The 19,537-nt window shown below is 71.9% G+C and carries 18 protein-coding genes; 5 read left to right on the top strand and 13 right to left on the bottom strand.

Annotation, left to right across the window (positions count from 1 at the left end; all coding sequences use genetic code 11):
* From ABT114_RS04310 to ABT114_RS04290, 5 genes are all read right to left on the bottom strand, one after another.
* Positions 1-795: a cupin domain-containing protein gene (locus tag ABT114_RS04310; RefSeq protein WP_351138442.1), complete on the bottom strand. Its 795-nt coding sequence runs from the start codon at positions 793-795 to the stop codon at positions 1-3.
* A 51-nt stretch (positions 796-846) separates the two neighbouring features.
* Positions 847-1,032, bottom strand: a complete 186-nt coding sequence (locus ABT114_RS04305) for a tautomerase family protein (protein WP_351138440.1) — start codon at positions 1,030-1,032, stop codon at positions 847-849.
* Between the two features lie 66 nt (positions 1,033-1,098).
* Positions 1,099-1,896 (bottom strand): cupin domain-containing protein, encoded by a 798-nt coding sequence (locus ABT114_RS04300; protein WP_351138437.1) that lies wholly within the window; start codon positions 1,894-1,896, stop codon positions 1,099-1,101.
* Positions 1,897-1,963: 67 nt separating this feature from the next.
* Positions 1,964-3,220, bottom strand: a complete 1,257-nt coding sequence (locus ABT114_RS04295; RefSeq protein WP_351138435.1) for a hypothetical protein — start codon at positions 3,218-3,220, stop codon at positions 1,964-1,966.
* Positions 3,217-4,026, bottom strand: coding sequence for a class I SAM-dependent methyltransferase (locus ABT114_RS04290; protein ID WP_351138433.1), 810 nt, complete (start codon positions 4,024-4,026; stop codon positions 3,217-3,219). The genes ABT114_RS04295 and ABT114_RS04290 overlap by 4 nt, the downstream gene beginning before the upstream one ends.
* A gap of 218 nt (positions 4,027-4,244) precedes the next feature.
* Here ABT114_RS04290 and ABT114_RS04285 point away from each other — a divergent pair, with 218 nt between their 5' ends.
* A complete protein-coding gene (locus tag ABT114_RS04285) occupies positions 4,245-5,480 on the top strand; it encodes an ATP-grasp domain-containing protein (protein ID WP_351138431.1) in 1,236 nt (411 codons plus the stop codon).
* 242 nt (positions 5,481-5,722) lie between these two features.
* Here ABT114_RS04285 and ABT114_RS04280 read toward each other — a convergent pair whose 3' ends face one another.
* Complete coding sequence (locus tag ABT114_RS04280) at positions 5,723-6,718, bottom strand: LuxR C-terminal-related transcriptional regulator (RefSeq protein ID WP_351138429.1); 996 nt, start codon at positions 6,716-6,718, stop codon at positions 5,723-5,725.
* Positions 6,719-6,931: 213 nt separating this feature from the next.
* On the opposite strand from ABT114_RS04280, the gene ABT114_RS04275 reads away from it, so the two are divergent.
* The 3 genes from ABT114_RS04275 to ABT114_RS04265 all read left to right on the top strand — a co-directional run bounded on the left by ABT114_RS04275 (position 6,932) and on the right by ABT114_RS04265 (position 8,148).
* On the top strand, positions 6,932-7,261 hold the full coding sequence (locus ABT114_RS04275) for a hypothetical protein (RefSeq protein ID WP_351138427.1): 330 nt from the start codon (positions 6,932-6,934) through the stop codon (positions 7,259-7,261).
* Between the two features lie 179 nt (positions 7,262-7,440).
* Positions 7,441-7,605, top strand: a complete 165-nt coding sequence (locus tag ABT114_RS04270) for a hypothetical protein (protein ID WP_351138425.1) — start codon at positions 7,441-7,443, stop codon at positions 7,603-7,605.
* 18 nt (positions 7,606-7,623) lie between these two features.
* Positions 7,624-8,148: a helix-turn-helix transcriptional regulator gene (locus ABT114_RS04265; RefSeq protein ID WP_351138423.1), complete on the top strand. Its 525-nt coding sequence runs from the start codon at positions 7,624-7,626 to the stop codon at positions 8,146-8,148.
* A 34-nt stretch (positions 8,149-8,182) separates the two neighbouring features.
* Here the strand turns inward: ABT114_RS04265 and ABT114_RS04260 are convergent, their stop codons facing one another.
* A complete protein-coding gene (locus tag ABT114_RS04260; RefSeq protein WP_351138421.1) occupies positions 8,183-9,412 on the bottom strand; it encodes an MFS transporter in 1,230 nt (409 codons plus the stop codon).
* A gap of 94 nt (positions 9,413-9,506) precedes the next feature.
* Between ABT114_RS04260 and ABT114_RS04255 the strand changes: the two genes are divergently transcribed.
* A complete protein-coding gene (locus ABT114_RS04255) occupies positions 9,507-10,730 on the top strand; it encodes an ATP-grasp domain-containing protein (protein ID WP_351138419.1) in 1,224 nt (407 codons plus the stop codon).
* 14 nt (positions 10,731-10,744) lie between these two features.
* Here ABT114_RS04255 and acnA read toward each other — a convergent pair whose 3' ends face one another.
* The 6 genes from acnA to ABT114_RS04225 are packed head-to-tail and all read right to left on the bottom strand — an operon-like array spanning position 10,745 to position 19,532.
* Positions 10,745-13,396 (bottom strand): aconitate hydratase AcnA, encoded by a 2,652-nt coding sequence (gene acnA, locus ABT114_RS04250; RefSeq protein WP_351138417.1) that lies wholly within the window; start codon positions 13,394-13,396, stop codon positions 10,745-10,747.
* Complete coding sequence (locus ABT114_RS04245; RefSeq protein ID WP_351138415.1) at positions 13,393-14,901, bottom strand: amino acid adenylation domain-containing protein; 1,509 nt, start codon at positions 14,899-14,901, stop codon at positions 13,393-13,395. The genes acnA and ABT114_RS04245 overlap by 4 nt, the downstream gene beginning before the upstream one ends.
* 4 nt (positions 14,902-14,905) lie before the next feature.
* A complete protein-coding gene (locus ABT114_RS04240) occupies positions 14,906-16,585 on the bottom strand; it encodes an asparagine synthetase B family protein (RefSeq protein WP_351138413.1) in 1,680 nt (559 codons plus the stop codon).
* Between the two features lie 21 nt (positions 16,586-16,606).
* The gene (locus ABT114_RS04235) at positions 16,607-17,404 is read right to left on the bottom strand and encodes a class I SAM-dependent methyltransferase (protein ID WP_351138411.1); all 798 of its coding nucleotides are present in this window, start codon (positions 17,402-17,404) and stop codon (positions 16,607-16,609) included.
* Positions 17,401-18,783, bottom strand: a complete 1,383-nt coding sequence (locus tag ABT114_RS04230; protein WP_351138409.1) for a hydroxymethylglutaryl-CoA lyase-like TIM-barrel protein — start codon at positions 18,781-18,783, stop codon at positions 17,401-17,403. The genes ABT114_RS04235 and ABT114_RS04230 overlap by 4 nt, the downstream gene beginning before the upstream one ends.
* Positions 18,780-19,532: a phytanoyl-CoA dioxygenase family protein gene (locus tag ABT114_RS04225; protein WP_351138407.1), complete on the bottom strand. Its 753-nt coding sequence runs from the start codon at positions 19,530-19,532 to the stop codon at positions 18,780-18,782. Before ABT114_RS04225 ends, ABT114_RS04230 begins: the two co-directional genes overlap by 4 nt.
* Positions 19,533-19,537 lie beyond the last annotated feature (5 nt).

Raw genomic sequence — 19,537 nt, 5'->3', positions numbered from 1 at the left:
TCACTTCACTTCGGGCGACACGCCCGCTCGCCGGTAGAGCATCGGATCGAAGGGGGTCGGACCGCCGCAGGTCGCGAAGCGGGGGCCCGCGGGGTCCTCACCGTTGTGCCGGGTGCCGTGCGGAACCCCCGGCGCGGCATAGAGCACGTCCCCGGGCGCGGCGTCGTACCAGCGGTCGTTCAGAAACAGCTGTCCGTTGCCCTCGATGACGATGAACGCCTCCTCGCTCTCCGGGTGGACATGCACGTTGAAGTACTCGCCCGGACTCATCACCCCGCAGTGCAGGCAGAGCTGGGGCGTGCCGGTGCCGGGCCAGAAGAGGAAGTTCATCGTGGCGGTGCGGTCCGACGCGGCGACTTCCCCGGTGCCGCCGAAGCCCCGAAGCTGGGTCTCCTCGTTCCACAGGGTGCTGAACCGGCGGGGGTGCGGCCCGCGTCGGCGCCCGTCCAGCAGCCGGCTGCGCCAGACGTAGGCGGTGAGTCCGCCGCTGTCCTGTGCGGACAGCGTGTACGGGTCGCCGGTGGGCGCGTACACGGCGCTCGCCCGTCCCACCTCCGCATGTTCGGTACCGGAGGTCGCGCTCCCCTGGCCGTCGAAGATGACGACCACGTTCTCCTCGTCCCGCGAGTCCTCGGGGCGCCACTGCGCACCGGCCGGGACGCGGAGCACGTCGAGGCGGACGATCCGGGCCCCGAGGCCGGGGCCCACCGCCGTGGCCACCTCGCATCCGCCCAGCGAACGGAACGGCAGATCGGCCGCCCGGATGATGGCTCCGGGCACTGTTGCGACAGTCATGGGTCACACCCCTTTTTCGGTGTCGTCGTGGGGGCAGTCGTGAGGCGGCGGTCAGTCGTCGCAGACCGGGCGCCCGCCCTTGCCCCAGTGAGTCCGCTCCACGTCACGGACGATCACGGTGACCGCCTCGGCCGGGCAGCCGGCGATGCGGGACACCGAGGCAGTGACCTCCCCGATGAGCGCGCTGCGTCGCTCGTGGTCGTTTCCGCTCCACCAGTCGACGGTGACAACAGGCATGACAGGGCCTTCCATGGGACGCGGTGCAAGAGAAGTGAGAGAGGGAGAGAGGGAGAGCGCGGCGGCCTAGACGACCTCGGGCGAGAGCCCGGCGGCAACGTAGAGGCTCGCGTCGTACGGCACGGGCCCGCCCACGGAGATGAACAGCGGGGCCGCGTCCGGGCCGTCGGGGTTGCGGGTGCCGTGCAGCACACCGGAGCGGGCGTAGACGCCGTCTCCGGGCTCCATGTCGAGCCACTCGTCACCCAGGAAGAACTGGCCCCTGCCGTCCAGGGCGAACAGGGCGTCCTCGGCCCCCGGGTGGCCGTGGATGTTGAAGGTGTGCCCCGGGGCCGCCATGCCGGTGTTGATGCACAGGTGGGCGCAGCCGTTACCGGGCCAGTGCGGGAAGTTCATGAAGGCGCGGCGTTCCTGGTCGACGGGGACGATCTCTCCGGTGCCGGCGAACTTGTGGATGGCGGCGGAGGCGTCGTGCACCGTGTTGAAGAGGGTGGGCGCGGAGCCGCGGGGAGCCCCCTCCGGCAGCGGAGCCCGCCAGAAGTACACCGTCATCTCCTCGTCGGCGGCGGTGAAGGAGAGGGTGTGGTTCGTGGGCGAGTACGCCGTGGACCCCTTGCTCACCTCGGCGCTCTCGCTGCCGATCTGTGCGCTGCCACGGCCTTCGAAGACGATGGCCGTGGTCTCCTCGACCGTGTACAGGTCGGGCTTCCAGCTCGCGCCCGGCGGGATGCGCACTATGTCGACGGAGACGAACTCCGCGCCGACGTGCGGTCCCACGGGGCGGCTGACCTGGCAGCCGTCCTCCTCGGCGAAGTCGAGCTCCTTGCGCCGGATGATCACTCCGAAGTCTGCGTGCTGTGCCATCGTGGTTCCTCTCCATCGTGGGGCTGGGGCTGGGGCTGGGGCTGGGGCTTGCGGGCGGGGAGACTGCTCAGAGGTGCGCGGTCGCGGTGGCCTGGCGTGCGGCCACGGGGGCGGGCACATGCCGGGTGATGATCGAGGCGAGCTCTCCCATGGGGTGGGTGAGCGCGGTGTCGAGCGCGGGAACGAGCCGGTCGGCGTAGACCGCCGTGTAGAGCGGCAGGGACGGCTTGCCGCCCTCGACGGCGAGTTCGGCCGTCAGCGTCTCCGGGAGCGGCACCAGCCGGTCCAGGTCCATCCCTGCGACGCCCAGGAACTGCGGGGGTTTGTGGGTCTCGCCGAGGTCGGCGAAGAAGCGGGACAGGACCCCGGTCATCTCCTCCTCGTACGAGGCCATCCGATCGGCGCCGATGGCCGCGGCCGGACCCATGCGATGGGCGTGGCCCACGTTGATGTAGTTGGGGCAGAGCAGGGTGGCTTCGGGCCTCAGCGGGTCGGCCGGTCCCCGTGCGGCGGCCGCCTCGGCGGACAGCGGCTGGAGCCGGTCGTCCTCGCCGATACGGCGGAGCGCGAAGCCCTGCCGGTACAGCGTCTGATGCCAACGGGGGAAGTCACCCGCACGCAGGGAGAAGGCGTTCATGAGGTCGACGGGGATCTCGACGGTGCCGTCCTGGATGTGCAGGCCCACCCCCCGCTCCAGGCTCATCCGGTACATCATCGCGAAGTAGGCGAAGTTGGTGGCATGCCGGGCCAGGCGGACCGCCTGTGCGTCGGACGGAGCCAGATCGTCGTCCGGTACGTCCGGAACCGGCTGGACCAGCAGCACCTTGTGTTTGAAGCGGGGCTGCTTGCTGAACAGCTGAGTGCGCGCGAGCCGTCCGCGCCGGTCGAGGCGCCACCAGACATGCGGCTTCCAGCGGTTGTCGCTGAGGTTGTTGTGGGTCAGCTGGGTCCGCAGATGCGAACCCTGGCCACCGTCCGGGCTGCCGGCCGTCCCGGTCAGCAGGCGCAGGCAGAACCAGGGGAAGGACACCATGGGAGCAAAGGCGTTCATGCTCACATGTGTCGAACTGTGGACCAGCATGGTCGAGTTGATGAACCGGTGCAGTGACGCGTCGTCCCAGCCGAGCAGGGCGCGTACCGCCTCGCGCTCGGCTGCGGGCGCACGGTGGACGCGGGGCTCGACCTCCCGTACGAACTCGGCGAGGCGCTGACGTCTTTCCCGGGTCTCCGAGTCCGGGGGCCCGGCGGGCCGGAACGCGCGGATCGCCTCACCCAGGGTCGGCCCCGCCGGCTCGGGTATGGCGCGCTCAGGTGTGCCGGTCATCGGTTCCTGTCCACGGCGGTCTTGTCCACGGCGGGTTTGTCCGCGACAACCGCCCAGGTGCGGTGCGGGATGCGCAGGACGTCGCCGGGGAACCTGTCGCGCAGGATCGCGGACAACTCGGTGGAGAACTTGTCCACTTCCTCCTGCGGAAGGCTGGCGCCCACCCCGGCGCTGGCCCGGATCCGCCCGGTCCACGCCTCGGGCGTGTACGGCACGTCCAGGTCGAAGGAGAACGTCTCGATGGAACCGAAGCCCGCGGTGGCCAGATCGGTCAGCCACCGCGGGTACAGGCCGGTGCCGCCGCCCATCGACCAGGCGGGGTTGTACGTGGTGATCAACTGTTCCGTCTCCGCCACCACGTTGCCGGGCAGCGGAAGCCAGTCGAAGTGGGTGATGACGGCATGTCCGCCCGGGCGCAGCAGCCGCCAGACCTCGGCGGCGGCCTTCGGGGCGTCGAACCAGTGCCAGCACTGTCCCGCCGCCACCACGTCGAAGGAGGCGTCCGGGAGTCCGGTCGCCTCGGCCGTGGCCACCGCATAGGTGATCTCGACCCCGGCCGCCCGGTCGAGCTCCCTGGCCTGTTCGAGCAGCGGAGCGGCCGGGTCGATGCCGGTGACCCGTGCGCCCGCCTGTGCGAAGAGCCGGGCGAGGCTGCCGGTGCCGGTACCGAGGTCCAGCACATCGCGCCCTTCGGTCTCGACACCGAGCTGGGTGAGTCGTTGGACGACCTGCGGAGGGAATCCGGCGCGGTGCTGGGTGTAGTCCTTGGCAGTCAGTCCGAAGTCCGGGTTGAATTCAGTGGACACGCGGTTCTCCCATGCCATGTCTAATAACTCATGTGCGGGAACGAAATAGATTTATATCCGGGACGCTACCCGGAAGTTATCGACGACGATAATGAAGTGTCGGTGATTCACATCACATGGACGCTGTGGGGTGCGCTGGATATGTTCACGGTTGATCGGTTCGCACTTTCTCAATCTCGCGCGGGAAGATTCCGTCGCTTTCTTTATGGGAGACATATATGCAGAACGCCCCCGCCGTGCTCCACGTCGGATGGATGCCCCGGGCGGTCGCCGCGCTGGACCGGGCCGGGGCCCGGGTCACCTGTGTGACGGCCCCGGCCGACGCGGCCGCCGCCCGCGCGGCCGGAGCGGCGACGGTCGTGGTGCCGCAGCCCGCGAACGTCGAGGGCGTGCTCGCCGGGCTCGCCCGCGACGGCCTTGCCCTCACCGACTACGACGTGATCTGCAGTGTTCTGGAGTTCTGCCTGGTCCCCGCCGCGGTACTGGCCGATCTCGCCGGCCGGTCGAGCACGGCCGGACGCACCCTCGGTATGCGGGACAAGTACCTGCAGAAGCGGCTGGTACGGGACGCCGGAGTGCCGACCGCGGCCTGTGACGTGCTCGAGTCGCTCGACGCGCTGGAACCGCACACCACGGACTTCCCGAAGGTGCTGAAGCCGCTTGACGGCGGCGGCGCCCGGCACACCTATGTGCTCACCGACGAGAAGAGCGCACAGGAATGTCTGGCCCGGGCCGCCATCGGAGGAAAGGGGCCGTGGCTGCTGGAGGAATTCATCGAGGGAACCGAGTTCCAGGTGGATGGCCTGGTGCGGGACGGGGAAATAAAGGTCCTCTCTGTCTCGCGCTATCTTCAGAATCTCATCGAGGTGCACGAGGGCGGCCTGGTCGCCCATGTCGCATTGCCGCCCGCCGAATATTCGGAGCTTTACGCGGAAATCCGGTCAGTCGCCGATGCGTCTTTCAAGGCGCTCGGATATGTTGACGGTCCCTTCCATCTTGAGGTGTTTCAGGAGGCGGCCGGCGGGCGGATCGTCTTCGGCGAGTGCGCGGCCCGGGTGGGCGGGGGTCGTACCGACGACGTGGTGGAGCTGGCTTTCGGGGTCAACCTCCGTGACGAGTGGGCGCGGGCCGTGCTCGGCCGCCCCACGGCCGTTCTCACACCCCCCTCCCATGCCGCGGACGCGGTCTTCGGCGGAATGAACCTGCCGGGCCCGGCAGGCCGGGTCCGCTCCATGCCCTCGCTGGACGAGGTGCTGGCCCGCCCGGGTGTCGTGCGGGCCACGTTCGACATCAACCCCGGGAAGGTGATGCCGGACGTGACGGACGCCTCGCACCTCCGGGCCGGACTCGCGGTCGTCCACGGTGCGGACGACCGCGAGGTGGCGGTGCGGATGCGCCGTCTCGCCGACTGGTTCGCCGGCCGTGTCGAGGTGGAGCCGCCGGGCACGGTGTGACCGGCGGGCGATCAGCCGTGGACGGCCGGGAACTCAACAGGCTCGGCCGCCACCTCGTTTCCTGTGGGAATGCATAGCGACCGTCCCTCTCTCCGTGAATTCGAAGAGAAGGATTTCGCCGTTCCGGGATTCGAGTCAATGAGGTGCGGCGTCGCCATAAAAGGTGACAGGTGGTCCCGGCCGCGGCCGGTCGGACGCTCACTATCGTTGCCGTCGTGCGCGGTGCGGCGGCGAGCCCCCGGTCAGGGCGTCGTGGGCAGCCAGCCGTGCTGGACGGCGCGCACGCCGGCCTCGAAGCGGCTGCGGGCGCCGAGGCGCTCCATGAGCTCGCCGGCGATGCGCCGGGCGGTGCGGGGTGAGACGCCCAGGCGCTTGGCGATGCTCTCGTCGGTGTGGCCGTTGGAGAGCAGGAGGACGACGTTGGCCTCCTGTGGGGTGAGGCCCTGGCTGTCGCGGCGCGAGGTCTCGCCGAAGGGGCCGGCGGTCTGCCAGATGCTCTCGAAGAGGGCGCACAGGGCGGTGAGGGTGCCGTTGCCGGTGAGGACGACGGCGCCGGCGGAGGTGTCGTCGCTGCTGACGGGGAGGATGGCCCGTGATCGGTCCAGGATGATCATGCGGGTGGGCAGGGAGGGCGCGGTGCGGACCTCTCCGCCGTGTGCGGCCAGCCAGGTGGCGTGGTTCACGGTGGCGGGGCTGTTGCGCACACTGTCGAGGTAGATGGTGCGCATACGGACCCCGCGATCAAGCAGGTCCTGGTTGAGGGGGCGGGAGGCGCGCATGTTGTCCTCGGTCTGCGCGCCGTCCGGCGCCAGGGTGAGTACCTCGGAGCGTACTTCGCTGGTGAGGGTGGCGAGCCGGTCGCGGACGCGGTCGAGGCCGACGAGTTGCTCGACCTCGGGGTGCGCGGAGTCGGGGCGCAGATCCGAGTACTGGGCGATGAGTTGGGCGGCCGCGGCGCGGGAGGCCTCGATGCGCTGCTGCTGTGCGGCGAGTTCGGCCTGCTGGCGGGCGAGCAGGATCTCCATCCCGATGTCCGGTGAGACCGCGCGCAGTTCGCCCTGCCGGTCGTAGGAGGGACGGACCAGGGAGAGTTCGCTGAGTGTGTCGAGGGCCGAGTGGATCGTCGCCTCCGGCAGGCCGAGCCGTTCGGACAGTTCGGCCACTCCGGCCTGAGTTCCCGTCAACATTCCCCGGTACACCTGCTCGGTCGTGCTGTCGAGTCCCAGCAACGCAAGCACGCTGCCCCCTTGTTCGTGAAGCCTACGGACCTGATGCGTACGAACTTCGATGCGGGCTGCGATTATCCCGGACGCGGCCGAAAGTTGATCATGGCTGTGACTGGCTTCACAGGGGGATAGATGATACAGGCCGGTCAGGACGGATGTGTCCGTGGCCGGAAGCGTCCTGGTGGATCAATGGTGCGCAGCATCACGGGTTGCCACAGTTGTGGCGTGTATCTCATCCACGTCCATCTGAAGGGGCCGCCGGGGGCCGCGCTGCCGGCAGGCATCGAGTGCCTGGTCCGGTCTTCCGCGCACGCGGCCGACAGGCTTGAGCACGTCGTGGCGCACAGGCGCGCTCGGCCGTATTCCGTGCTCGGCCTGTTCGTGATCGCGGAGCGGGCGGAGGAAGCCCGGTCCGTGGCGTACGAGGTGTGCCGCCGCGTGCTGGCCGACTCCGGTGGGCTGCTTCGGGAGTGGGAACTGGTGGGTGCGGAGCTGCCCGTGACCCCGCCGCCCGACCGGTGGCCGCAGAGCGGACGCCCGCCCGCGCCGGGCTGATCGCCCCATGCCGGGGAACGCCGCTGGACGGAACGGTCCAGTGCACTTTCCGTCCAGCGAAGATCCCTTCCGTACCCTCCCGCGACCGGGCCAGAGTGACGATCGCCGGCGGAGCGCATCCGTATCAGGACTCTTCATCCCGTGACTCCCGTAAGGGATTCTTGAGAGGGGACACCACCATGATTCCGATCCGCGACCACATCGCCCGGGCGGCCACCGCCGCCACCCTCGTACTGGGCACGGTGCTCGTGGGGTTGTCCACCCCGGCCGCGACCGTCGAGCCCCAGGACACCACCGTCACGGCAGCTGCCGCCGTCAGCCCCGCCGACCTGGGCTGGCAGTGATCCGTGTACCAGATCGGCTTGCTGTACGACCGTCAGTTCACCGCCTGGGCGGTGCGGACGGCGCTGTCGGCGGTGCCCGGACTCCAGGTGCACAGCGTCCCCGAGGACGGCGGCGAGAGCGCCCCGCGCCACCTGGACGTGCTGGTCACCGACCACCGGCCGCGCGACCCGGCGATCGGCACCCGTGCGGCGCAAATTCTCCTGATGTCACCGACCGATCCGCCCCCGGACCTGGACATGGCCGCATCCGGTTTCGCGGGGCACCTCTCCGAACGCTCCACCGCCGCCGAGCTGGCCGCCGCGATCCGTGACGCGGCGGCCCGGGACGCTCCGGAGCGCCCCGACGAGGGCGGCTTCACGCTGTCCGCCCGGGAACGGCAGGTGCTGCGGCTCATCGCGGACGGCTACACCCACGACCAGACCGCCCGCCGCCTGGGCCTCAGCCGGCACACGGTCAACACGTACGTGAAGCGCGCCAAGGGCAAGTTGGGCCTGGGCAACAAGGCCGACCTCGCCCGGGCCGTCCTGACGGCCGGCTGGTGAGCACGTCAGCCGTCGCCCTCGGCGGTGGCCACAACTACGCGTCGGCCGGCGCCGGCACCACCGTGTGCGGTCGGGTGCGCTCCGCCCAGCCTGCGACGGCCGGAGCGGCGAGGCCCGCGGCGGCCAGCAGGGCGGCCAGTACGGCCCAGCCGACGGTGCCGTGACCGATGATCAGAAGGGTCGTGATCGCGGGGGTGATCGCCGTGCCCAGTTGCGTGGTCAGCCCGAACATCCCCTGGTACTGCCCGTGGGCGTGCTCGGGCGCCAGCTCGTACGACAGAGCCCACGACCCCGCGCTGTACAACAGTTCCCCGATCGTGTGGACGACGACGCCCACGGCGAGCACGCCTACGGCGAGCCAGGACGGGCGTCCCGCGGCGAAGGCGAAGAGCACACAGCAGGCGGCGAGCCACAGCCCGGACCGCCGCATGGCCCTGGCTCCGCCGCTGACGTCCTCGGCTCCCCGGCTCACCGGGACCTGGCCCAGCACCACCAGCACGGTGTTGACCAGCAGGAGGATCGCGAAGACGGATGTGGGGGCGTCGGTGCGCTCGGCGATCCAGATGGGCAGGGCGACGTTGAGGATGCCGGAGTTGGTGATCAGGACCGCGTTGAGCAGCCCCACCGCGACGTACGGCCGGTCGCGCAGCACCGCCCACCGGGGTCCGCCCTGGTCCGCGGAAGCGGGCGGTGGCTTGGGAAGGGCCAGCAGGACGAGACCGGCGAGGACGAACACCGCCCCGCCCACGAGGAGTTCGGCGGTGTACACGGCATGGGTGCCGGCGTCGAGGGCGATGCCACCGGCCACCGTGCCGAGAGAGAAACCGACGTTGGTCACCGAGCGAAGATAGGCCCGGGTGCGCAGCCGGTCCGCCCCCGGCACCACCCTGGCCACCAACGCGCCCCGGGCGGCTGTGGATCCGGACTCCGCGATCGCGACCAGGCTCGCCGTCAGCAGGAAGCCGCCGAAGCCGCCGACAAGTGCGTAGCCGCACAGCGCCACCGCCTGGAGGAGCACGTAACCGACCGAGGCGTCCCGGGCGCCGACGACGTCGGCGAGGCGGCCCGCCGGAATGCTCGCCACCATGCCGGCGACAGCTGCGAGGGTCAGTCCGAGACCGACCTGGCCCGCCGCGATGCCCACGGAGCGGGTGAAGTACAGAACGGAGATGGTCACCACGATGCCGTGGCCGACGCTCCGGGCGAGGGTGCTGAGGCTGAGCACCCATACCGTCCGGGACCACGGCAGTATCTTCCGGATCATCTGGACCTTTCTTCTCGGCTTGTTTTTGTTGTTGGCTTTTTCTTCTCGGAGAGTTGATATGCAGCAGTCACCCGGGATTCTTCACGTGGGCTGGATGCCCCGCGCCGTCGGGGCGCTGGTCCGTACCGGTGCGTACGTGACCTGTGCGGTGCAGCCCGCCGACGCCCAGGCCGCCCGCGACGCGGGTGCACGGCCGGTCGTGGTGCCCGACCCCACCCGTACGACCGATGTGCTGGCCGGACTCGCCCGATCGGGCCTCTCCGTCGGCGACTTCGCGGCCGTGTGCAGCGGTTTGGAGTTCTGCCTCCTCGACGCGGCGGCCGTCGCCGATCTCGGTCGAGTGGCGAGCGACGGCCAGGCGTTCACCCGGGCACTCGCGATGCGCGACAAGTTCGTACAGAAGCGCATCGTCCGTGACGCCGGTGTGCGGACCGCGAACTGTGCCGTGCTGGAGGAGAGCGGGTCGGCCGCGACCGCGCTGCCGTCGTTCCCGCAGGTGCTCAAGCCGCTGGACGGCGGCGGGGCCCGGAACACGTTCCTGGTCGCCGACGAGCGGGAGCTGACCGCCGCCGTCGCGGAGGTGGCCGGGAGCGGCGGCGGTCCATGGCTGCTGGAGGAGTACGTGCCCGGCGTCGAGTTCCAGGTCGACGGGTTCGTCGAGGGCGGGGAGATTCGGCTGCTGTCGATATCCCGGTACGTGCAGAACCTGATCGAAGTGCACGACGGAGGCCTGGTCGCCCACATCGTGCTGCCGCCGCACTCCCACCCCGACCTGTACGCGAAGGTCGAGGCCTTGGCCGAGACGGCCTTCAAGGCGCTGGGGCACCGCGACGGCGTCTTCCACCTGGAGGTCTTCCAGCACGCGGAGGACGGGGAGATCGTGTTCGGCGAGTGCGGGGCACGGGTGGGCGGCGGCCGGACGGACGAGGTCGTCGAGCGCGCCTTCGGCGTCCGGCTCCACGATGTGTGGGCCCGTTCGGCGATCGGCCGCCCCTCCGGCGTCACCGGTTCCCCCCGCCACGCGGACGGCACGGTGTTCGGCGGCATGAACCTGTCCGCACGGCCGGGCCTGGTGCGCGCCGTGCCCTCCGCCGACGACGTCCTGGCACAACCCGGCGTCGTGTACGCCGACGTCGCCGCCGCCCCCGGTACGGTCCTGCCCGACACCACCGAGGCCACGAACCTGCGGGCGGGGGCCGCGGTCGTCTCCGGGGTGGACGAGCACGAGGTGGAGGCCCGGATGCGACGGCTCGCCGACTGGTTCGCCGCGCAGGTCGCCTACGAGACCGCCGAGGGGGCGACCGAGGGGGCCGGCTGAGCGGACGGGGCGTGTCACCGCGTCGTCTCCGCGGCGAACCGGGACGTCACGTACGGGAGGATCCCACCGACCCGCAGGTACTCGACCTCGCGGGCGGTCTCCACGGCGGCGGTGGCCTCGAACTCCGTGACGGTGCCGTCGGCCCGGCGCACCCGGATGCGGACCGGGCCCCGGGGACGGACGCCGGACAGCCCCACGAGATCGATCTCCTCGGAGCCGTCCAGACGGTGCGTGGCGCTGTTCTCCCCGGCCGGGAAGCACAGCGGCAGCACGCCCATGCCGACCAGGTTGCCCCGGTGGATCCGCTCGAAGCTCTCCGCCAGGACGGCCCGGACGCCCAGCAGGGCGGTCCCCTTGGCGGCCCAGTCGCGGGCGCTTCCGGCGCCGTACTCAGCTCCGGCGACAACGATGACGGGCACGCCCTCCGACCGGTACCGCCCGGCCGTCGCATGGATGGTGCCCGTCTCGCCGGAGGGCTGATGCCGGGTCCACGGACCCGGTCCGGCGTCCGACATGGCGTTGCGCAGCCGGGGGTTGGCGAAGGTGCCCCGGACCATGACGTGGTGGTTGCCCCGGCGGGTGCCGAAGCTGCCCAGCTGCGCCACGGGCACCCCGGCCCCGGTCAGGTACTCGCCCGCCTCGCTGTCCGGCGCGATCGGACCGACCGGCGAGATGTGGTCGGTGGTGACCCGGTCGCCGAGCAGCGCGAGGATCCGCGCCCCGGTCAGCTCGTCGGAGGAGACCAGGCTGCCGGCGGTGGGCGTGTCGACGTACGGCGGCCGGAGGATGTAGTGGGAGTCCGGCGACCAGGCGTACAGCTCGTCGCCGCGCACCTCCAGTGACCGCCAGCGCTCGTCGCCCTCGAACAGGTCGTCGTACACGTCGTCGAACAGCCCGGGACCGGTGGCCGTCCGCACCGCCTCGGCGACCTCGGCCGGGTCGGGCCACAGGTCGCGCAGATGGACGGGCCGGCCGTCCGGGGCGACGGCGACGGGCTCGCGGGTCAGATCGCGGTCGACCGTGCCGGCCAGCGCGTAGGCGACCACGAGCCCCGGGGAGGCCAGGTAGGCGGCGCGGACCTGTGGGTGGATACGGCCCTCGAAGTTCCGGTTGCCGCTGAGCACGGCGGTACCGAGGACGCCGTCCTCCGTCACGGCCCGGGCGCCGTCCGGGGTGAGCGGGCCGCTGTTGCCGTGGCAGGTGGTACAGCCGAAGGCCACCACGCCGAAGCCCAGCTTCTCCAGCGGGGCCAGCAGCCCGGCGGCTTCGAGATAGGCCGGGACGGTGCGGCTGCCCGGCGCGAGGCTGGTCTTGGTCCACGCGGGGACCGTGAGCCCCAGCTCGACCGCCCGCCGGGCCACCAGACCGGCCGTGATCATCGAGGCGGGGTGCGAGGTGTTGGTGCAGCTCGTCAGCGCCGCGATGACCACGGCGCCGTCCGCCGGCGCGACCGCGGCGGTCGGGCGCGACTCGTTCCGGTTTCCGGCGCCGCCGCCGCTCCCGCTGCTCCCGGCGTCGGCCAGGCTGCGGGGCACGGCGGAGAGCGGGAGCCGCTGGTCGGGCCGGTGCGGACCGGCCACACAGGGCTCCACGGCGCCGAGATCGACCGTCAGTTCCTCCGGGTAGCGCACCGAGGACTCCGTGGCCGCCTCGTGGAACAGGCCCTGGGCGCGGCAGTACGACTCGACGAGCGCCACCTGCTGCGCGTCGCGGCCGGTAGCCCGCAGGAAACGGAGCGTCTCGTCGTCCACCGGGAAGAACGAGGTGGTGGCGCCGTGGTCCGGCGCCATGTTGGCGATGGTGGCGCGGTCCGGGACCGTGAGCCGCCGTGCGCCCTCGCCGTGGAACTCCAGGATCGCGCCGACCACACCGTACTCACGCAGGAGTTGATTGAGCGTCAGGACGAGGTCCGTGGCCGTGGTCCCCGGGCGAAGGGCGCCGGTCAGCCGTACACCGATCACCCGGGGCGGGGCGATCAGCACCGGTTCGCCGAGCAGCGCCGAGGTGGCCTCGATGCCGCCCACTCCCCAGCCGAGGACACCGAGGGCTCCCACCATGGGGGTGTGGGAATCGGTGCCGAGGACCGTGTCCGGCCGGGCCAGTGGACGTCCGTCGGGGCCGGGTCCGACCGCGACGACCTGGGCGAGCCGTTCGAGGTTGATCTGGTGGACGATTCCCTTGCCGGGCGGCACCACCCGCAGCCCCGGGAACGCCTGCTCCGCCCAGCGCAGCAGCGCGTAGCGTTCCTCGTTGCGGGCGAACTCCAAGTCGGTGTTGATGCGCAGGGCGTCCGGGCGACCCGTGACGTCGGCGCGGACCGTGTGGTCGACCACGAGGTGGGCCGGGATCACCGGATTGACCCTCCCGGCCGGCATGCCGCGGTGCACCGCCGCCGCGCGCAGCGCCGCGAGGTCCAGGATCACGGGGATGCCCGAGTAGTCCTGGAGGACCACTCTGGAGGGCTGGAACGACAGTTCGCCCGGCGTGCCGTCCCCGGCGGCCCAGTGGGCCACGGCGTGGACGAACTCGGGCTCTGCCTGGCCGGTGGCGGCCAGGTGCGCGGCGTTCTCCAGCAGGATCCGCGCCACGTACGGCATCGCCGCGAGGTCGGCGCCGGCCGACTCGGCGATCCGGTGCAGGTCGTGGCGGGCGGGAAGCGCGGTCACCGGGTGCCTCCCGGCAGCGAGTCGAGCAGGGCCGCCCGGTCCAGCTTGCCGTTGGCGGTCCTCGGGAACGCCTCGCCGCGGCGGTGCACGGATGCGGGTGTCAGATAGTGCGGAAGCAGTTCACCGAGGGCGCGCTGGAGGGCCTGCGGGCCCGGGTCGCCGTCGCCGCCCCGGTAGAACAGGGCGAGGCCCTCCCAGGTGTCCGCGCCGCTGGGCACCGGGACCACCACGCACTCCCTGACGCCCGGCACGCCGAGCGCGGCCCGCTCGGTCTCGGCGGGCTCGACGCGGTAGCCGGAGATCTTGACCTGGCGGTCGGCGCGGCCGAGGAAGTGCAGCACCCCGTCGGGGCCCCGGCGGCCGAGGTCGCCGGTGCGGTACAGCCGGGTGGGGGTGCCGTCGACGTCCACGACGACGAACTTCTCGGCGGTCTCGGTGGGCCGGCCCAGATAGCCGAGGGCGAGTCCGTCGCCCGCGACGCAGATCTCGCCGGGTACGCCGTCGTCCACGACCGCGTCGCCGTCGAGGAGGTGAACGGCGGTGCCGGGGACGGGGCGCCCGACGGGGATGCCGTCGGGCAGCTCGCAGTCGGCCGGGCGGATCGCCCGGGTGGTGGCGAACACACAGCTCTCGACAGGGCCGTAGCCGTTGAGGAGGGCGATGTGCGGATGGCGGGCGAGGAAGGCGCGGACGTGCGGCGCCGAGAGGCGTTCGCCGCCGGTCATCACCTGCCTCAGGCCGGCGAAGGAGTCGACGTCCTCGTCGACGAACAGGTTGAACAGCGAGGCGGTGAGCCACAGCGAGTCCACGCCTGCCGACTTGACCAGGTCACGCAGGTCGCCGGGGAAGAGGTAATCCCCGTCCGCGATCACGGCGGTGCCGCCGGTGGTGAGCATCCCCCACAGTTCCAGGCTGAACGCGTCCCAGGGCACGGGGGCCGCCTGGACCATCACTCTGCCCCGGCCGAAGTCGGCGAAGGTCCTGCCGTCGAAGAGGCGGGTGGTGGCCCGGTGCGGCGAGAGCACCCCCTTGGGCGTGCCGGTGGTGCCCGAGGTGAAGAACACCGCGGCCGGGGCGGCGGAGTCCACGTGGGCCGCGTCGGCCGTGTCGGCCGGATCGCCGTACGGCAACGGTCGTGTCGGCACGTCGAGGTCCGGCAGGCCGGTGCCGGTGTCCGTGATCACGAACGGCGCCTCCAACGCCCGTACGACGGCGGCGATCCGCGCGGCCGGCCACCGGTGGTCGAGCGCGGAGTACGCGGCACCGCACTTGAGGATCGCCAGCAGCGCCACGACCAGTTCCGGCGAGCGGGGCAGCAGCACCGGCACCAGGGTGCCCGGGCCGACACCGAGGGCCCGCAGGCCGGCCGCGGCGCTGTCCGCGGCGGCGTCCAGCTCCGCGTAGGTCGTCCGCGTCCCCTTGGAGACCAGGGCCGTGACGTCCGGCCGTATCAGCGCTTGACGGGCGACCGCGTCGTGGATGGTGGGGAGATCTCGATCTGGCATCGTGTCAGTTCCTCAGAAGCGCGGGCTGGTCGGCCTGCCATTCCAGCCAGGCCGCCAACGTCAGGAGCGGGAAAGCGAGCTCGGCCGCCGTGGAGTCACCGGCCCGCAGGCGGCCCAGGACGTGCTCGATGCCTTCCGGCCGCAGTCCAACGCCGGTCAGGTGATCCCGGTGGGCCTGGAGGTCGGCCACGACCCGGCGCGCGGCCGGGCCGGTGAGCCAGTCGGCGACCGGCGCCCGGAAGGGCTTCTTGACCTCTTCGAGGTAGGCCGGCAGCTCCGTCGCGTACGCCCGCCGCAGCGGCAGCTTGGTCTGTCCGCCGGCGACCAGGTCGGCGAACGGCAGTGACGCGGCCAGGCCCGGCACACCGCCGTGCAGGAACGGCGTACGCCCCTCCACACCCCGTGCCATCAGCAGATGGTCGGCCCGGCGCAGGAGAGGTTCGAGGCTGTGGGTGTACTCGAACTCCCGCACCACCGCGGGCACGGGGCGGCCCGCGGCCGAGGGGAGAGCGTCGGACAAGGCATCGTGCGCAGCCTCGTACGAGTCCGGTGCGAGCAGCGAACGCAGCAAACCGGCGCGCCCGTCGGGGAGATAGAAGGAGGCGGGGTCAGTGGCGTCCGGCAGGCGGAGGTAGCTGCGGTAGCCGCCGAAGAGCTCGTCGGCACCCTCGCCGACCAGCAGGACGACGATGCCGCTCTCCTGGGCCAGCCGGGCCAGCGCCGCGTACATGGGCACGCTGGTCATCGCCGTCGGTTCGCCGAGCGCGCGGACGGCGGCGGGGATGCCGTCCAGCAGGTCGTCGGGGCCGAACCCGGCCCAGCGGTGCCGCCAGCCGCGCCAGGCCGTGCCGGGCAGGCCCAGGGCGGCGAGATCGGTGACCCCGTCGCCGTTCCCCTCGGGTACGACGCTGACCGTCGACAGCTCGGACACGCCGAGGCGGGCGAGCTCCAGCGCCAGCACGGTCGAGTCCAGGCCGCCACTGACCGCCAGGCCGAGCGGCCGGTCGGACACCAGCACCCGCCGCACCGATTCGGCGACGGCCGTACGCAGCGTCTCGGGCCCCGCCGGTTCTGGCGCGGGGACGACCGGGTCCGTGCCGAGGTGCTGCACCTGCCCCTCCTTGAGCAGCAGGCGGGCCCCGGGTGGCACCGCGGTGACGCCCTCGTAGAACGTCCCGCCGTCGACCACCCTGCCGTACAGCAGGAACTGGGCGACGGCTGCCGGGCGGACCTCGGCAGGCCCGAACAGCTCCAGCAGTGCCGGGATCTCGGAGGCCACGGCGACGCCCGCCGGGTGGCGGCGCAGGTAGAGCGGTTTGATGCCGAGCGGATCCCGGGCCACCGTCAGGGAGCCGTCCGGCGTCCGGCGGACCAGGGCGTACATGCCGTCCAGCGTCGCCCCTCCGGCTCCGTGCACCGCCTCGGCCTCGTCGAGGCCGCCCACCGGAACGGTCGCGCCGGCCGCGTACACCTCGCCGTTGAAGGCGAACGCGGCCGCCGTGCTCGTGAAGGGCACGGTGTCGCCCGGTCGGCTCCGTACCCGCAGTCGGCACATGGCCACCGCGGACAGGGCGTCGCCGACCACTCCGTCGCCGTCCGGGCCCCGGTGCGGCAGCTTCCCGATGGCCTGCCGGGCCAGCCGGTCGGCCTGCCACCCCCGGGAGACCCCAGGGGCCAGACTCACGCCCACCACGCCGCACACCGGTCAGGCGTCCTGTCGCGCGGGGCAGGCCTCGGCGGTGTACATCCGGGTGGCCGGCGCCTGCCCGAACGCCGTGGTGGACACCTGGACGAGGCCCCGCCCGGCCACGTCCGCCGCCTCCAGCAGGGCCACGATGTCCTCGTGGTCGAACCGCTGCTCCCGGCCCCGGCCCACGTACCACTGGAGCAGGGTCGCGGAGTCGATCGACCCGTGCGGCAGCAGCGCGTCGGTCAGGACGTCACCGGCGGCCGCGAAGTCGACGACCTTGGCGTCGGCGTCGTAGAACCGGTCCAGGCTGCCGCGCTCGCGCCCGAGGGCGATCATGCGCTCGTCCATCGGGTACAGCCCGAGCTTGATCGAGGCGCGCAGCTGGCCCCCGTCGGCGAGCAGGTCCAGCATGCCCTCGACGCCCCGGCGGGCCTCGCTCTCGCTGAAGCGGTTGACCAGCCGGTCGTTGAGGACGAACTGCTGGGTGCCGCGCAGGTCTTCGGGCGCGGGCCGGGTGATGTCGTGCCGCAGCACCCGGCAGGATCCGGCGGGCAGCGCCGAGCGCAGGTCGTCGCACATGCGGGCGGAGAAGTCGAGGACCGTCACCTCGGCGCCGCGCGCGATCAGCGCCTCGACCAGGTCCTTGGTGGAGGCACCGACGACCGTGCACTTCGCACCGGCCGGGATGCCGTCCGTGAACAGGCCGATCTCCTCGTCGCTGGGCTTGGCGGTGGTCCGCCCCGACTCCCAGAACAGGGCGCCGATCAGGTCCCAGGCGGCGGACTTCTCGTTCTCGGTCACGGTGGTGGTCACTGGTGGCTCCCTACGGGATCGAGCAGGCTGGAGTTGTAGTCGCCCGCGAGTACGTGGTTGATATAGGTCCCTGCACCGCCGACGACGCGGTAGCCGTGCGGGACGCCGGCCGGGATGAAGACGCCGGCGGGGCTCTGCACGGGGAACGTCCGGTCGCCGAGCGTCACCTCCACCGACAGCCCCCGGTACGCCTCCTCCTCGCCGAGGAAGACGAACAGGCTGTCGCAGTGGTGGACATGGGTGTCCACGTGCCCCGCGCCGTAGTCGTCCATCAGCGGAATGCGGCGTGCGATGCAGTACTGATCGGCGCCGGGCACGAATCGGTTGTCGACCACCACGAAGCGGTCACCCGGGCCCTTGCGGTGGTGACGCAGCTCGGCGGCGGAGATGATCTGCGGATCGTTGATCCACTGCTCCGGCCGCTCGGGCAGGCCCGCCCGCCGAGTGGTGCCCGTGCGGCCCACTCGCGCCGGGTCCATCCACTCGTACGACGCGGGATCGCGCTCCACGGCCGCCACATGGAGCTTGGCGACGTGGTGGAAGACATCCCGCCCGACGACCGGCCGCCGGTGGTCCGGCATGGAGCGGGAGTAGGCGCCGACGAGGCGGCTGAGCTCGGGCAGCAGTTCACCGGCGGCCAGTGGCCGGGTGCCCCGGAAGTCGAGGTTCGCGGCGAGCGCGGCGTAGTCCGTGATGCCGGCCCGCTCACCGAGCCCGTTGACCGAGGTGGACGCCCAGTCGGCGCCCGCGTCGAGTGCCGCGAGCGTGCCGGCCAGGGCGAGTCCGCGGTCGTCGTGGAGGTGCACCTCGATGTCGGTGCCGGGACATGCGGTGCGCAGCTGCTCGATCCGGTCGCGGACCTCGTGCGGCTCCAGCACCCCGACCGTGTCCGCGAAGCAGATCCGCTCGGCCCCGGCCGCCACCGCGACCTGGTACGCCGCGATCAGGTCTTCGACCGGCGTACGGCTGCTGTCCTCCACCGTGAACCGCACCCGGAGCCCGAGGCGCCGGGCGTGCGTGACGGACTCCTCGATCCGCAGGTGAAGGTCCTCGACGCTGCGGCCGGGCAGCCGCGAGCGGCGCGAGATCTCGTTGACGCCGAGGAAGACGCCCACCCAGGCCGCCCCGCTCTTGGCGACCGCGTCGATGTCGTCGACGTGCGCGCGGGCGTGGGCCAGCACCGGTACGTCTCCGGCCGCCTCCACCACGGCCGCGACGCGCAGCATCTCCTGCGGGTCGATGGAGGGGTGTCCGCACTCGATGGCGTCCACCCCCGAGCGGACGAGCAGGGTGGCGATGTCGACGCTCTGCTCGAGGGTGAAACGACCGTGCGCCGACTGCGTTCCCTCGCGCAGCGTGCTGTCGATGATGTAGGTCACGGGGTCTCCCGGAGGTCCTGGAGGTCGGCGAGCGGGAAGCTGTCCTTGGCGCGGAACTCCGGGTCGGAGGCGTCGGCGAAGACGACGACCATGCCGCGCCGGTCGTGCGGTGAGGTGTTGGCGGCGCTGCCGTGCGCGAAGTAGCGGTCCCACATCACGGCGTCACCGGGGTCGAGCTCGAACTGGACGGGCTCGCGCAGCCCGTCCTCGGCGGCGTCCAGGCCCGGGTGCCAGCGGTAGTGCGGGCGTTCGCGGTGCGGGATGTGGCCGCCGGCGTGCGAGCCGGGACAGCCGAAGAGGCCGCCGTTGGCGGGGGACACCGGGGTGAGGGCGAACCAGACACTGAACGCCTTGGGGTACTGGTAGGTCCACAGGGCCTGGTCTTGATGGAGGGTCACCTCCGTGCCGACCCGGGCGGGCTTGAGGAAGGCGGCGTGGAAGACCACGGCCGCGCCGTCGCCGATCAGCCGCCGGGCGATGTCGGTGACGCCGGAGCGGACCAGGAGCGGGCCCCACAGCTCGGGGTCGTTCCACAGCAGCCGCCGGAGCTTGCGCAGCCTGCGGGGGCCGCCCTCCGTACCGTCCGCACCCGCCTTGTCGTATTCGGCCTCGTAACTGTCGGGCACCTCGTCGGCCGCGTCGAAGGCGTCGAAGAACTCGACGGCACGTCGCTGGTCCTTGTCGGCGAGGAGGCCGGGCAGCAGGTGGTGGCCGTCGCGGGCGTAGGAGTCGTAGTCGATGTCGGGCATGCCGG

Source organism: Streptomyces sp. NPDC002088, assembly GCF_040296605.1.
GTDB lineage: Bacteria > Actinomycetota > Actinomycetes > Streptomycetales > Streptomycetaceae > Streptomyces.
Note: the sequence above shows the minus strand (reverse complement) of the source record. Positions and strands in the feature narration are given on the sequence as shown.

What these genes read in the sequence shown, in the direction of transcription:
- ABT114_RS04310 (WP_351138442.1), bottom strand. Translation starts at nt 795, where the DNA reads ATGACTGTCGCAACAGTGCCCGGAGCCATCATCCGGGCGGCCGATCTG.
- ABT114_RS04305 (WP_351138440.1), bottom strand. Translation starts at nt 1,032, where the DNA reads ATGCCTGTTGTCACCGTCGACTGGTGGAGCGGAAACGACCACGAGCGA.
- ABT114_RS04300 (WP_351138437.1), bottom strand. Translation starts at nt 1,896, where the DNA reads ATGGCACAGCACGCAGACTTCGGAGTGATCATCCGGCGCAAGGAGCTC.
- ABT114_RS04295 (WP_351138435.1), bottom strand. Translation starts at nt 3,220, where the DNA reads ATGACCGGCACACCTGAGCGCGCCATACCCGAGCCGGCGGGGCCGACC.
- ABT114_RS04285 (WP_351138431.1), top strand. Translation starts at nt 4,245, where the DNA reads ATGCAGAACGCCCCCGCCGTGCTCCACGTCGGATGGATGCCCCGGGCG.
- ABT114_RS04270 (WP_351138425.1), top strand. Translation starts at nt 7,441, where the DNA reads ATGATTCCGATCCGCGACCACATCGCCCGGGCGGCCACCGCCGCCACC.
- ABT114_RS04260 (WP_351138421.1), bottom strand. Translation starts at nt 9,412, where the DNA reads ATGATCCGGAAGATACTGCCGTGGTCCCGGACGGTATGGGTGCTCAGC.
- ABT114_RS04255 (WP_351138419.1), top strand. Translation starts at nt 9,507, where the DNA reads ATGCCCCGCGCCGTCGGGGCGCTGGTCCGTACCGGTGCGTACGTGACC.
- ABT114_RS04245 (WP_351138415.1), bottom strand. Translation starts at nt 14,901, where the DNA reads ATGCCAGATCGAGATCTCCCCACCATCCACGACGCGGTCGCCCGTCAA.
- ABT114_RS04225 (WP_351138407.1), bottom strand. Translation starts at nt 19,532, where the DNA reads ATGCCCGACATCGACTACGACTCCTACGCCCGCGACGGCCACCACCTG.